Annotated in this window: 17 protein-coding genes and 1 rRNA gene; 10 read left to right on the top strand and 8 right to left on the bottom strand. The window is 42.9% G+C overall.

Annotated features, from left to right (window positions below; all coding sequences use genetic code 11):
- The first annotated feature begins 8 nt into the window (after positions 1 to 8).
- The 7 genes from WC841_05565 to WC841_05595 all read left to right on the top strand — a co-directional run bounded on the left by WC841_05565 (position 9) and on the right by WC841_05595 (position 3730).
- Positions 9 to 152: a DUF3096 domain-containing protein gene (locus WC841_05565; GenBank protein MFA5828793.1), complete on the top strand. Its 144-nt coding sequence runs from the start codon at positions 9 to 11 to the stop codon at positions 150 to 152.
- Between the two features lie 4 nt (positions 153 to 156).
- The gene (locus tag WC841_05570) at positions 157 to 660 is read left to right on the top strand and encodes a hypothetical protein (GenBank protein ID MFA5828794.1); all 504 of its coding nucleotides are present in this window, start codon (positions 157 to 159) and stop codon (positions 658 to 660) included.
- Between the two features lie 25 nt (positions 661 to 685).
- Positions 686 to 1123, top strand: a complete 438-nt coding sequence (locus tag WC841_05575; protein ID MFA5828795.1) for an NUDIX domain-containing protein — start codon at positions 686 to 688, stop codon at positions 1121 to 1123.
- Between the two features lie 55 nt (positions 1124 to 1178).
- Complete coding sequence (locus WC841_05580; GenBank protein ID MFA5828796.1) at positions 1179 to 1868, top strand: hypothetical protein; 690 nt, start codon at positions 1179 to 1181, stop codon at positions 1866 to 1868.
- Positions 1869 to 1970: 102 nt separating this feature from the next.
- On the top strand, positions 1971 to 2585 hold the full coding sequence (locus WC841_05585) for a GNAT family protein (protein MFA5828797.1): 615 nt from the start codon (positions 1971 to 1973) through the stop codon (positions 2583 to 2585).
- 175 nt (positions 2586 to 2760) lie between these two features.
- Complete coding sequence (locus WC841_05590) at positions 2761 to 3012, top strand: Trp family transcriptional regulator (GenBank protein ID MFA5828798.1); 252 nt, start codon at positions 2761 to 2763, stop codon at positions 3010 to 3012.
- A gap of 13 nt (positions 3013 to 3025) precedes the next feature.
- Positions 3026 to 3730, top strand: coding sequence for an amino acid racemase (locus tag WC841_05595; protein MFA5828799.1), 705 nt, complete (start codon positions 3026 to 3028; stop codon positions 3728 to 3730).
- 145 nt (positions 3731 to 3875) lie between these two features.
- Here the strand turns inward: WC841_05595 and WC841_05600 are convergent, their stop codons facing one another.
- From WC841_05600 to WC841_05620, 5 genes are all read right to left on the bottom strand, one after another.
- A complete protein-coding gene (locus tag WC841_05600) occupies positions 3876 to 5774 on the bottom strand; it encodes a hypothetical protein (GenBank protein ID MFA5828800.1) in 1899 nt (632 codons plus the stop codon).
- A 131-nt stretch (positions 5775 to 5905) separates the two neighbouring features.
- On the bottom strand, positions 5906 to 6121 hold the full coding sequence (locus WC841_05605; protein MFA5828801.1) for a DUF5657 family protein: 216 nt from the start codon (positions 6119 to 6121) through the stop codon (positions 5906 to 5908).
- Positions 6121 to 6981 carry a hypothetical protein gene (locus WC841_05610; GenBank protein MFA5828802.1) on the bottom strand — a complete coding sequence of 287 codons (861 nt, stop codon included), beginning with the start codon at positions 6979 to 6981 and terminating at the stop codon, positions 6121 to 6123. The genes WC841_05605 and WC841_05610 overlap by 1 nt, the downstream gene beginning before the upstream one ends.
- A gap of 71 nt (positions 6982 to 7052) precedes the next feature.
- Positions 7053 to 8201: a hypothetical protein gene (locus tag WC841_05615; protein MFA5828803.1), complete on the bottom strand. Its 1149-nt coding sequence runs from the start codon at positions 8199 to 8201 to the stop codon at positions 7053 to 7055.
- Positions 8202 to 8507: 306 nt separating this feature from the next.
- Positions 8508 to 9059 (bottom strand): hypothetical protein, encoded by a 552-nt coding sequence (locus WC841_05620; protein MFA5828804.1) that lies wholly within the window; start codon positions 9057 to 9059, stop codon positions 8508 to 8510.
- Positions 9060 to 9083: 24 nt separating this feature from the next.
- Here WC841_05620 and WC841_05625 point away from each other — a divergent pair, with 24 nt between their 5' ends.
- On the top strand, positions 9084 to 9635 hold the full coding sequence (locus tag WC841_05625; GenBank protein ID MFA5828805.1) for an AAA family ATPase: 552 nt from the start codon (positions 9084 to 9086) through the stop codon (positions 9633 to 9635).
- An 11-nt stretch (positions 9636 to 9646) separates the two neighbouring features.
- Here the strand turns inward: WC841_05625 and WC841_05630 are convergent, their stop codons facing one another.
- Together WC841_05630 and WC841_05635 are read right to left on the bottom strand one after the other, a co-directional pair.
- Positions 9647 to 9859 carry a hypothetical protein gene (locus tag WC841_05630; GenBank protein MFA5828806.1) on the bottom strand — a complete coding sequence of 71 codons (213 nt, stop codon included), beginning with the start codon at positions 9857 to 9859 and terminating at the stop codon, positions 9647 to 9649.
- Positions 9860 to 9918: 59 nt separating this feature from the next.
- Positions 9919 to 11646 (bottom strand): SpoIID/LytB domain-containing protein, encoded by a 1728-nt coding sequence (locus WC841_05635; protein MFA5828807.1) that lies wholly within the window; start codon positions 11644 to 11646, stop codon positions 9919 to 9921.
- Between the two features lie 32 nt (positions 11647 to 11678).
- On the opposite strand from WC841_05635, the gene WC841_05640 reads away from it, so the two are divergent.
- Together WC841_05640 and WC841_05645 are read left to right on the top strand one after the other, a co-directional pair.
- The gene (locus WC841_05640; GenBank protein MFA5828808.1) at positions 11679 to 12080 is read left to right on the top strand and encodes a hypothetical protein; all 402 of its coding nucleotides are present in this window, start codon (positions 11679 to 11681) and stop codon (positions 12078 to 12080) included.
- Complete coding sequence (locus tag WC841_05645; protein MFA5828809.1) at positions 12080 to 12367, top strand: hypothetical protein; 288 nt, start codon at positions 12080 to 12082, stop codon at positions 12365 to 12367. Before WC841_05640 ends, WC841_05645 begins: the two co-directional genes overlap by 1 nt.
- Before the next feature lie 178 nt (positions 12368 to 12545).
- Here the strand turns inward: WC841_05645 and WC841_05650 are convergent.
- A 16S ribosomal RNA gene (locus tag WC841_05650) occupies positions 12546 to 13772 on the bottom strand; the annotation flags it as partial.

Genomic DNA, 13772 nt, shown 5'->3' on the forward strand with positions numbered 1-13772 from the left:
AAAAATATATGAACCTATCTTTTACAAACTTAAGTCCTTTGACTTCGTTGGTATTTGGGATATTAATATTGGTGTTCCCAAGAATTATTAACTATCTAATCGCGGCCTATCTGATAATCGTGGGGCTTATCGGCTTGGGTATTTTGGGATAAAAAAGTGGCAAGACAAAATATAGAGACGACTGTCGGACCTCAGAAACTGCCTTCACAGCAGGAGATTGATGTTTTGGAAAAACAGGAAGAGGCCGAAGTGGTATCAGGCTTGGTAAAAAAATCAAACCGGATATTGGCCTCGATTTCTACCCATAGGCTCCCAATTGATTTGTTTCCCGACACCCTCAATATTGAGGAGGGAAGAATTACCATAATTATTCGTAATTATTTTTTTTCGTCCCAAGTGCATAGCGTGGATATTAAGGATATTTCCAATATACTTATTAATATGACCCCGTTTTTTGCTCAGTTGGTGGTGGTTTCAAAAACTTTTACCAAAAATGATATAAGGATAAGTGGTTTGAGAAGGGACGAGGCAATTTTTGCCAGAAGAATTATTGAGGGATTGAGAACCTTTGAGGAGAAACAAATAGATACTTCTGCTTATACCAAGGAAGAACTAGTGGCAAAACTGGAAGAACTGAGTACGACTGAGATAGTGACGTAGGAACTTTTGTGGTATTCTTTTTGAGATGAAAAAGTGTGATTGCGAGCTATGTAAATTTGAAAATCCGAAGCCAACTGTGACGGCCGTTATAATCAGGGATGGTAAAATTTTGGTATTAAAAAGAAATGAAAATCCTTTTGCGGGAGAGTGGGATTTTGCCGGTGGTTATTTACAAAAAAACGAGACACCCGAAGAGGCCTTGAAGAGAGAGCTAAAAGAAGAGTTGGGAGTTGAAAGTGATCTTAAATTTTTGGGGTATTTTGCCGGAACAGCCAGCTATCATGATTATGAGTTCCCGGTGATAAACATTGCTTATTACGCCAACCTTTTGGGGGATATCAAACTAAATACTGAAGAAAATTCAGAAGTTGTGTGGATGCCTATATCAGAACTCGAGACGGTGGCTTTTGACTCAAACCAAAAAATACTTAAATATATAAAGAAGCAGAAACGGGAGGATTAGAGCTTGAGAGACGTTGCTGGAAACGGGTGAGAGTGACATGATATACTGAGGGAGTATGGTTAAAGATGCTTTGCGTGTGAGTTGGGAGCCCGTTGGTCTTAAAGACCCTATCAGGCCACCCGGAAGAGAGGAGTTAGTTTTGGGTTCGCAGTCGGGTAGGGGTTATTTTGACAAAGCAGTATTTAGAGTTAAGTTTGGCGAAAGGACAACGAGAGTAGGCAGGAGTGTCCCCGGTGGAGGGACAACGATTGAGACGGTGAGGGTGGACGAAGAATACGGAAGATTAATTTCTCAAGCGAGAGAGGCAGAAACACGTGGGGATGGCGAGGGATACTTCCAAGCGGTAAGCCAATTGGCCCATTTTATGGGGCAAGAGATAGGTGAAGACCCAGGAAACCAGCGTGGAGGGGATATGGGAAACACCAGGGTAGCGGCAGGAAGGGCGTTGAGTAATATGGGCATAAACGACGAAACATCTGTAATTTCGACGGGTGAAGATTGGGTGACAGAAAGCGACACATTGAACAATCAGAGGATACCTCATCAATCCGGTACTGACGGGGCGAATTTGTCCGAAGGTGTTGGAACCGATGCCGTGGGTATGTTTAATACCAGAGGATGTGGCTATATTACAGCGAAATTGGTAGATGGACACCATGAAATGAGAGGGCGTACGGTAATTAGACCACATAGCCCGAAGGTGGTGGAAATCCATGTAACAGGGTTCAGGGGGCCTGGCCGCTGAGCGGAAAAACTTCTTTCGTAAAATACCCGATTGAGTTTGTGGAAAAAATTTCGGAACTTTAGAGAGAGATTTTGTAGATTTTTGATTTGATAAAATGAAGATATGGGAACTAATAGAATTTCCGGTGATTTAGTTTTTCTTGAACCACTAAAGTCTGAGGAAAAAATACAAATTATTGATTGGAATAAAGATCCTGAAGTTTCTAAATATACGGAGCCTTGGGATTTTAGTGAGATAGATTCTAAAAGTATTAGTTTTGGAATACACGACAAAATCTCTTCGAAGCTAATTGGAGATGTAGGAATAAGCTCGATTGATCTAAAAAATAAACACGCAGAAATTGGCCTGACTATTGGTAATAAAAATTGTTGGGGGAAAGGATTCGGGACTGATACTGTTAAAACAATTTTAAAATATTGTTTCGAGGATTTAAAATTAATCAAAATATTTTTGGATGTTTGGGTAGAAAACGAGAGAGCGATTGGATGTTATATAAAATGCGGGTTTAAAAAAGATGGCATTTTGAGAGAACATGTTTTTAAAGATGGAACGTATCACGACAAATTGATAATGAGTATTTTGGATAGAGAATATAAAAAGCATGTTAGTCCGACTAGAAATTTTCTGTCACTTAAGGGGTCGGTAAAATCTTTGAGAAAATCTTCTGATAAAAAGATGGATAAAAATATTTTGTCCTATGTAAAAGACGCCAGGTAAATATCTTAGTTTGGGCAAAAAATACGGAGATAAATTTGTAAAGATTGCCACGTCGTCCTGATTAACATCGAGGACTCCTCGCAATGACGGGTTAGAGAGAGATTTGGGAGGGTGTTGCACCGAATGACCGATCGTGTTACACTGTATCAGTGTACTAGCTTGTTAGTACTGATATATGAAAAATAAAGATATAAAAGAACTAATAAAAACCCTGCTTAGCACAAAAACTGAAAGCGAAATGTTTGATCTGCTAAAAGGGCTTTTGACCTCCGGTGAGCTTGGTGAAATATCAAGCAGGTTAAGCATAGTAAGACTATTAAAAGAAGGGGTGCCTCAACGCAAAATAGCCGATAAATTAAGAGTGGGGATAGCAACTGTTACCCGGGGCTCGAGAGAGCTAAAAAACGGCAGATTTAAGAATATATAATTATATTGAACAGATGAAGAATACGAAAAAGATCGGCATTATCGGCGGGGTCGGCCCACAAGCGACTCAATTTATCTTTGAAAAAATAATTAATTTTTCTCAGATTAAATACGGGGCTAAAAACAACAATGATTATCCGCAGATTTTGATTGAAAGCGTGCCTGTGCCAGATTTTATATCTGATACAAATCAAATAGAAATTGCCAAAGTAATGCTAACCGAATCGGCCCGATCCCTGACAAGGGCGGGGGCGACAAGACTGTGTATTGGCAGTAATACGGTTCACATATTACTTGAGGAATTGAGAAAAAGTACCGAAATTCAGTTTATGTCGATGATTGAATTGGTGGCTCAAAATTGCGTAAAACAGGGCTTTAGTAAAGTTGGCCTGTTGGGAACACCGGTTTTAGTTAAATCGAGATTGTATGACAAAGAACTGGAAAAGAACGGCATTGAACTAATTTCGCCGACTGGAAATGAAGTTAAAATTGCTGACAGCATTATCCGTGAAGTGCTAGCGGGCAAAAAAGAATTTCGTAAAAAACAGGAATATATCGGAGCATTGAATAATCTTTTTAAAAGAGGGAGTGAGGCAATAATACTCGGATGTACTGAGCTTCCATTGGCGATTAACTACGAAGCACTAGGGAACAAGATGATTAGCTCAGATGAAGTTCTGGCTGAAGGAATCGTGGATTACTATTACAGATTGGAGTGATAAAAAATATAGGGATAAACAAGTAAAAGATTGCCACCCTTCGACATGCTCAGGGCAAGTCCTTCGACTGGCTCAGGATAAACTAGCTCGGAACTCCCACCACAGGCCCTCCAAAGGCGGGTAAACGGGCAGGCGCCATGACGGGTTAGAGAGAAATTTTGTAGATTTTTTGGTCGGAGCAGAGGACAAAAATTTGATTGGTTTTTTCATAAAAAACCAGGTCGAGGATTTTGAGGTCACCGTAGTTGTAACTACTTTTGTATTTACCTGTTTTGTCGTAGACATAGACGATATTGTCGTTGTCGGAAAAGACTATGGTTTCGGAATCGGTACCGATATTTAAATGGGCGGTTTTGGTGAGGGCGGAAACAGATTGGAGGGCAAAATTTTCTTTGACACCACGAGTGTAGGCGGTGAGACGACCGGAAGCTGATAAAACCCAAACCTTGCCATTGATGGCGAGATTTGTTGAATCACTATCGAGGGACTCCCCTGCTTTGAGCCATGACTGTGGCGGCCCAAAAACCGAATCGGCGGGGGTTGATTTCCAAATAGAAGAATTGGCCGGATCAAGAAGATAAAGAGCGTTAGTCCAGAAATAAAGGCTAACGGGTTTGGTCGGTTTCGGAGAGGTGGTGATTTTCGAGAAAGCGAGCACTTCCGGTGAGCCGGTTTTGGTTATTTGAAAAACACCGGTTTCGGTAAGGGAAAATAATTTGCCTTCACTTACAGCAAAAGCCAATCCTTTGTTGATATCTTTGTCCTGTGAAAAGACGGAATTGTTTCTGTCGGGGATTTCGACACTGTCTACCCGACTGGCGGCTGAGTCAATAATCAACAAAGAATCTCTGCTTAGCAACATACGGGAATACTGGGGGCTGTCGACAATAACGCCATTGTCGGCGTAAAACTCGGGTTTGTACTCTGAGGCAGAACCAGATTGGGAGAGAATTTGAGTGATGTCCTGTTTATATTTTTCAACCTCCTGAGGGTGGATTTTTAGGGCAGAAATTTTGTCCAAAATCGACTGGGCGTTTCTGGCTTCCTTGATGGCATCTTCGAGATTCATGTTTTTTACGGCAAGAGAATTGGCAATCCGGGATTCTATCTCGGTTTTTAATTGCTGATACTGGGCTTCCTGTGATTTTTGGCGGTTTTGGACAAATCCATAGTACGAACCGGCGCCGAGGGCGATTAATATAAAAACGGCGACGATATTGTTGATTTTGGTGCGGTGCTTTTTGACACTACTTTCCTGACTAGAGACAAAAATTGGCTTGGGCGAGAAAAACTTTTTAAAAAAGCCGGGGTTAATTCTTTTAGGGGTGAAACCCGATTTGACTTGAGGGAATACTTTTGGGGACGGGGGCGGGTTGTCGACGGGGGGTTTGGCGGTAACTTCGGGAAGAGAGGGGATGGTATTTTCATCGTCTGAAATGATTTGAACTATAACGGCCGAGGCACCTGACTGGTCGTCCAAAGAATAAAGCTCGGAGAGAAAATTTTCTTCGATATTTTGAATTTTGGTGTCGGAAATTATATTTTTGATTTTTTCCCAGGTTATTTTTTGCTGAAATATTTTGGTAGAAAGAAGGACTTTGTCGCCGGAGGTAATTTTGCCGGAAATTATTTTGGTATTGAAATCGTTGATGTCCAGTAACCGGCTGATTTGCTGACCCCGACTGAGAGTGCAAACTCCTGATTTGCAAACACCCGTATGTAGGGTATCCTGATGGACAATGACGAGAACTAGATCGGTGATGATATCCGACAAAGAGCTTTTGGCCACCGACTCTAAACAATACTGAAGCGAGGCATCGACTTGATCGTGGGGGGAAGAATAATAAAATTGATTGATTTCGGAAATTATGGATTTACCTGTTTTGATAATTTCCGGGTCGATTTCGGGAGTTGAGATGTTTAAGAGGCCGAAAAGGTGGCCTCTTTTTGAGGCAACTGAAAAATCATCTGATTCGTTTTCCCAAAATTGGGCCCAATTGTTGGCGTTGTGTTTTCCGATAAATGACCGACAGATGAAATGCATTATTCTAGTATAGAGTCTAAAAGTCTCAAAGTCTAAAAGCCATGCCTGCCGGCAGGCAGGTCTGAAAGTTTCAAAGTCGAAAAGTCGAAAGTCTCAAAGTTTCAAAGTCTAAAAGTTAAAAGACTGAAAATTTAAAGAAAAACGATGGCGAGGATTATGAGGAGGATGGAAAAAAGCAGATGTAAGTAGGAAAAAGCAATTAAAATGGCATTGAATTTATCATAAACATTGCTAGACATGGAAGTGACCTGCTTGACAATAACAATAGAGAAAATGAAATATAAAATAGTGCCCAGAATAGCGAATAATTTTCCGGCTAAAAGCATGAGGGTATTGATTTGTAACACTATTTTATCCTCCCTTCGAGGGTTTCCTGCTCTTCTTCCCCTCTCATTTGCTGCAAGACTTTTATGACCAAACCTGGGTTGGGAACTAGCTCGACTCTAATAACCGGAATTTCTGAGGCGGTTTGGATAAGAACGGTACCGTAGTTAAAAATGGTTTGGCTGACACCACCCTGAGTGGAGGTAACATCCTGAATCATGGATATTTTGGCTTCGGAAAATTTCTTGCTCAACATGTTGTAAAAATCAATATCGATTACCCTTTCTTCGGTGATAATAAAAACGTTGAAATACCAGGAGAGAAAACTTTCAAAGGCGATAGCGAAAGTGACTAAGTACCAAAAAAGAACAAAAACGGTCTGGTACCGGCCCGGGAAAAAACTAAGTAAGGGGATAAAAGACAGGAGAAATGGGGCTAATAACATAAAGAGGCAGATGATGATCCATTTAACGTTGGTAAACCAGTGACGGCGTAAAACAAGAATTATTTCCTCTTCGTCGTCGCGGGTATCGAAAGTAAACACTTTGGGGCGAGCCAGAAAGGAAGAGAGGGGGCTAGTAGTTTTCCCCTGGATTAATTCATATATTTTTTGGCGGAATTTCATGTTGGCGGATTTATCGGATTCCGAGGATGGTGGCGGTGAATTACGTGTGGGTGGTGGTGTTTGGGACTGCGGAGGATGGATCGGAGCTGAAGCGGAAGGGACAATTTTGGGTTTCTTTTTTTTGGGAGACTCGGAGGGCTTTAGGATAGTAGTAGTAGTGGTTGGTGGAGGGCTGACGGGAGATGGGTCCGACTTCGCTGAAGCTTCGACGGATAAATCATCGGGGGCGATTGCATCTAAATCTTTTGCGCGTGGCATGAGTTATTGTAACATTTTGAAGACTGGCTAATTAAATTATACTAAGTTGTCGAAATTTAATAGGTGATTGGCTAAAAGGTGACACGGTGGGGAAGACCCCAGTCGTCTTTGATATAACGCTCCCTTGGTGTGGCATAAACTGCCGCGGCCCTTTCAGGCCAGGTATTGGCACATCTGACTGTAATACCGGTTAGACTGGTAAGTAGGGCAGCGTGACCCGGATGACCATCCGCCTTCAGGCGATCGGCTCTTTGCTTCTGTTGACTTTCCCAGTCATCGGTAGCTTTGCCTACTACGGCAAGCATTCTGTCTAGGGCCCATCTATCTTGATCCCTGGCTTGCGATTCATCAAAAAACGAGTGGGGGTATTTTCCGTGGTGGTAATGATGCGCCCAGGCGGTCACAACATCCCTGCGGAAATTGCTTCCGCTTGAGGCGGACTGAGTGGCGGCTTCCATAAATTCGTTTGTCGGCCCGTGAGAAGTTAGTGCCCCAACACAGGCGGCAAACTCGGAGACAACTGTGTTGTATAGTGGTTTTAAATGTTGGGCGTTAAGAGGAAAGGACAGTCCAGCCACTGAGCATTTAGGGAGAACCGGCGCTAAGGGGCTTAGTTGGACCGGATTTACTACCCCATTGGCCGTTACTGTGGGGGTTATGGCAATTTGTATATCCATAATCGCTACGACAGGATTTTGCCGGGCGGCTAATTGTTGAGATAATTCTAAGGGAGAAAGACCCCCAAAAGGAAACATCAATACTTGGGGGGCTTTGGCTGAACTAACCTTAACTAGGGTACCAATGTCAATCGACATAAATTGAAGCATAGAAGGAGGTAGCGCCTCTGTAATTGGCTGGAAACGGTGGTCTTCTTCGTACCTATTTAGTAAGTTCGGATCTGTGAGACAAAGGCGATATCCGTCTATGAAATGGTCAGCATCTTGCTCAAGTAGACGGGTATAGCCTTCAAGAGTAATTGGTGGCGGAGCGTCTGGAGTAGTTTTCGGGAGAGCTGTCACCATGCGCGGGGTGGCTTTCTCGGCAGGTGCCTTTTGCGGCAGAACGGCAATCCTTCTATCCGGAGGGATGGCGGTTGCGGCGTTTGCCGGGTGAGCGGGGGGGTGACTAGCTCTGTATTCCTTATACCGTTCTTCCGCCTGAGCTATCATTCTCAAAACCGTTGGAGAATGTCCTCTTCTTTCTGCAGTATTGGTAGGCATTTTTTATGGTTATGTATATAAGAAGTGTGTACTTTGGTGAATTTTACTACTAATATAATAAGTTCGCAAGATGTTATAGGATTGTTTTTGGCTAAGCCAGAATAGAAAAATTTTACGTTTCGGAAAATATATATTTGAATCGTTGATTTAAAATACTTTGAGATGGAGAGGTTAAAAACTTTGGTTATCGGAACGTCGGAGGTTAAGGCGGTAGGCATGGTCTTTGACCCTCCTTCCGGACGGGCAGGCAAGGGAGCCAAGAACATTAAAATCCCTCTTTAATTCTCCCTTTGACAAGGGAGAACATTAGGAGGTGGAAATTGTTTGATTGTCGCCGAGTAAATCGACTATGCGCTGGGTAAGAACAGAAGCGTTTGATTTTGGGGGAAGGTGGAGAAAGAGATGGTGAGTGTTTAAATTATTTTGATTGAGATAAAGTTGGGTGCTGAAAGCAATCCAGTTGCAGTTGTAGGTGCCCATGCTGGAACTGATTTTGAAATAATCAGAGTTGAGGTTATCAATAATGGGAATATTGAGGTCAATAAGAATTGGGGCGAAGGGATAGATTGGCTTTTCGTTATAGGCATTTTTGGCCTGAGTTTCTATCTTTATCTTGCCTGTATATCCATAGGCATCGCCAAGACCAATGATTAGTGAGTAACTATTATGTTCGATATATTTTTTGTAAAAATCGCGAGGATGAAAGTTGATAATAGAATAAACCCTTTGGTGCTCCGCACCACCTTTCCCTTGACAGGGCACATTTTCTTTTTCTAATAATTTTTGGAGCTCGAGGAGGACGCGGCGGGAAATGTTGGTCCCCCACTGGTTGGAGAAGGCATAAATAAGAATTTTCAAATTTAAAATTTAAAAATTTAAAATATGATTGATAAAATCATTATAATTAAATTATCAGTGAGAATGAAAAAGAAAAAAATTTTGGTAATCGGAGCATCGGGGTCGGGAAAAAGTTTTGTGGCTAAGAAATTAAGACTATCGAGAGTTAATGCGGTAGATGCCGATTTGATTGAAGGTCTTCACGGATGGTATGACGGAAAAGGGCAAAAAGTGGCTTTTCCCATAGGAGCAGGTAAAGATTTTCTGGATAACCATCAATTTTTGTGGGATAAAAATTTTCTGAGAGAATATTTGAAAGAAAATAACAAGGTATGGTTGTTCGGATTATCGGGCAATATTTTTGAAATGGTGGATATGTTTGACAAAGTATATTTTTTAAAAGTGGAGCCGGGAATATTGATTGAACGACTTGATAAAAAGGACAGAATTAACCCGATGGGAAAAACCGAATATCAAAAAAAAGCGGTGGTTGAATATGCTAAAAAGATTGAAAGGACGGCAAAAAGTTTGAAGATAGAATTTATTGACGGAACTCTGGCGCCGGAAGAAATTAAGAAAATAATTGAAGAAGGATGATTGTGGCTAATTTATCCCTGGGGATCGGATTCGGGTGGTTTGGGAGTATAAATGCCGGAAGGGAAGGCCCTTCTAGCATTAGGTCGGGAGGCTGCTGTAAAAGCATCTACGGTTCTCAGAATCGCTATCTGCGGTTGGGTTAATTTTTGGCCACTGCTGCGGGCAGCAAGGGCGGCAATGGTTTCCTCAACGCCCGGCAGACGACCTGTTTCTATATCTGACATGGTTTTATTTTACAGCATTTTGATATAAATGTATATCTTTGAACTATAAAACAGCGCAATTATTTTTTTTCAATATTAAATAAAGATGACTTGAGGGTAATGGCTCCGGGGGCGCGGAGGGTGAAAATTTCCTTGAAATCTGCCCCGTTGAAATCGAAGGTGCCCTTGTCGGTGCTGACGTGAACATTTTGGGTATAACCGCCGGTGGAGTAATCGACATTTACGGAGTTAACGGAAGATACCGGGCCACCCTTGTCCTGGACCTGGCGACGGAGCTCGTCGCGGGACCAGGCGTCGGGGTCTTTCCCACCAAAACAGCCCCCTGTGTTTTCCTGGGATAAATGGGTAGTTTCTTTAGTTTTTGTATAAAATAAAACTGCGTTGATAATATCGGAAAACTCATCGTTTGTAAGCCAAGGGTGGGAACGGCCACAGGCTTGATTTGAGCGGGTTTTGTACCAACCTTTGTAATACCAGGAGGAACCGGCAATTTTTTCGTATGAGTCACCAGGCCAGCAGCCTTGATTTCCGCATTTTGTATCCCAAACTTGGGGAGTGGAATGGTCAGCGGTGGTGTAGCTATTGATGGCACCACCGGCGGTAGAAGCATACATGGTGGAAAAAACCCGACCGGTTTTGTTGCTTTTGACGACCAGGCCACGGGTGGCTTCGACGGCGGATTTCCAGTCTCCCGGAGAGTTGTAGCGTGAATTGGCGTAAACCTGGCAGGCTTCGGTGATACAGATGGAGCCGGACAAATTGTTGGTGGAGTTTAGGGCGTAAGTCCGGGCGGCAATTGCCTGGGCTTTTAGGGCTTCCATGCCGCCTTCGCTCCCCCATTTGGCCGGCATTTCGGCAATACCGACAAGATACCGGTCTTCAAAGGGGATGGTACCTATACCCGTAGCTTTGATCGAACCGTTGGTGTCGATTTTCTCGATACGGATATCGCCATAATAGGCTTTGAGAATCGTTTCATAATTTTGGCCTTGTTTTGACCTGCCGAACGCGCCGAACTGGCTCATGCCTTTGCGATGCGGAGCACCAAAGGAAAAGGCGGCAAAAGCAGGAGAAAAACCGGGATTGTAATCGGCCCTTGAAGCGGGATCGTCTGACGAAGAAACATCCCCTACCGAGGTGTTAAACATGGCGGTTTTTTCGGCAATAAGATTCTGCTGCCTTTGACTCAATACTTTTTTGTAATCTTCGGCTTTTTTTATTTCACCGGCAAGGAAGCCAAAACGGGTTTCAAGATCTTTTTTAACTTTGGCCAGTTTTATTTTTTCTATTTCTAGCTTTTCCTTGTTATCACTGAGAGTATTTATGTCGGTAACATACTCGGATATTGTATTTTTATCCTGATTGATTATCGATTGATACCATGAATATTGGCGCAGCAAATCAGAGCCTTCGACACTGGAAAATAAAATAAGCAAGGGAGAAAATTTTTTGGAATTTATATAATATCTTCTGACCCTTTGTGCCAGAAGTAGCTTTTGAATTTCCAAATCGGCTTCCCTGTCTATTAACTTTTGACCCAGTTCAACCATTTTTGCCTCTGAAAGGGCAATTTGGTTTTTGGCCTGACTGATCCTGGATTGAAGATTGGTGGACTCCTTTTTTAGCGGAGTGATAGCGCCTTCGAGGGCGCTGATTTGTTTACTAATGTCTTCGATTTCTTTGGTTAGTTCTTCTGTACTTTTTGCGGAGACTGGCGGGACAAGGTTTAGCGACAGAAACAAGAATATGAAACAAAATATCAACCTTTTTGTGAAATTGATTAGCACAGATTCATTGTAACATTTGGTATACTAATCTAATGACCCGAGGAAGAGTTGTTTTTGTGTTTATGGTGATATTGTCGGCCGTATTTTTGCTTAGACCCGAAATGATTTTGGCAGCGGATAATTTTTGTCCTGGTTTTGAGGCCAATTCGGCTAACCCAAAAATTAATACCGCTTTGGGCTGTGTACCGGTTAAAACCGGAGATTTTGCAACGTGGTTGCTGACTTTTGTTTTTGGGATTGCCGGCGGTATCGCGTTTTTGTTGATGATTTACGGATTTATTTTAATCTCTACAACCGGAGGTGATCCTAAAAAAATGCAGGGGGCGCAAGAGACGGTTTCTTCGGCAATTACCGGATTGGTGGTTTGTATTTTTTCCATATTTTTGTTAAGACTGTTTGCAGTTAACATTTTAAGAATTCCCGGGATAAATTAATGCCAGCACCTATCGACCTTCCGAACGATCCAACGAAATTTACGGGTAAAACCCCCGGGGATGTGATAAGCGCTCTGTTACCGTATGTGTATGTTTTTGCGGGACTGGGGTTACTTTTGATGTTAATATCCGGAGGAATTGGGCTGATGACGGCAGCGGGAAATCCGGATAAGGTTAAGGCGGGTTATGGGAGAATTAGCGCGGGGTTGATTGGGTTTGTGATTGTATTTATTAGCTATATGGTGGTTCAAATTATTGAGGTGGTCTTGGGAATAAAAATTTTGTAGGAATTGAGTTTTGCTTAGGTATTGAACAATCTTTGATGTATCCGGGGGTTAGTGTAATTAAAAAATCCCCGATTACCCGGGGATTTTTAATTTAAAATTTCCTGTTTTGTTTAGAGCCGAACTGATAGCGCCAGAAAGATGAGAAATGCTTTTGACTTACGTCAAAAGGAATATCCTCAAAGGAGGTGATCCATCCGCACCTTCCAGTACGGATACCTTGTTACGACTTAACCCTCATCGCTGAATTTACCTTGGTCCTACAAAATGTAAGACTTTAGGTACCCTCAACTTTGCTGATTTGACGGGCAGTGTGTGCAAGAGGCGAGAACGTATTCACCGCAATCTGCTGATTTGCGATTACTACCAATTCCAAGTTCATGCAGACGAGTTTCAGCCTGCAATCCCAACTGAGGATTGTTTTAAGGATTAGCTCCGCCTCGCGGCTTCGCGACCCTCTGTACAACCCATTGTAGGATGTGTGTAGCCCTGGATATAAGCATCATGATGACTTGACGTCGTCCCCTCCTTCCTCCCAACAAAATAATGCTGGGCAGTCTTCTGTGACACAGTAACACAGAATGGGGGTTGCGCTCGTTACCTCACTTAAGAGAACAACTCACGTCACGAGCTGACGACAGCCATGCAACAGCTGTGTACCACCCTCGAAGGCCGATCCCGTTTCTGGGACCCTGCAGGTACATTTCAAACCCAGGTAAGGTTCATCGCTTCGTATCGAATTGAACCACATGCTCCACTGGTTGTGCGCCTCCCCGCCAATTCGTTTGAGTTTCGGCCTTGCGGCTATACTCCCCAGGCGGTCTGTTTAACGCGTTAGCTTACATCCCCTCACCCGAAGGTGGAAGAATTAACAGACATTGTTTACGGCTAGGACTACTCAGGTCTCTAATCTGATTGGCTACCCTAGCTTTCGTCTCTGAGTGTCAGTATATACCTGGTTACCCGCCTTCGCGCTTGGTGTTCTTTGTAGTATCCACGGATTTTACCCCTACACTACAAATTCCAGTAACCCCGATATAACTCTAGTTTCTTAGTATCCTACCCCTTTCTCCGATTGAGTCGGAGTCTTTAAAATAAGACTTAGGAAACCACCTACAGACTCTTTACGCCCAATAAATCCGGGTAACGCTCGCAACCTACGTATTACCGCGACTGCTGGCACGTAGTTAGTAGTTGCTTATTCAATTTCACTTCATGTGAAAATAAAAGTAGTTTACGACCCGAGGGCCTTCATCCTACACGCGATGTCGCTGCGTCAGACTTTCGTCCATTGCGCAAAATTCCTAACTGCTGCCTTCCGTAGAAGTATGGGCCGTGTCTCAGTCCCATTGTGACGGACTCTCCGCTAAGAGCCGTTAGCCGTCATAGCCTTGGTAGGCCATTACCC

The sequence above is a fragment of the Candidatus Shapirobacteria bacterium genome (genome assembly GCA_041659325.1).
Lineage (GTDB): Bacteria > Patescibacteriota > Microgenomatia > UBA12405 > UBA12405 > JBAZYN01.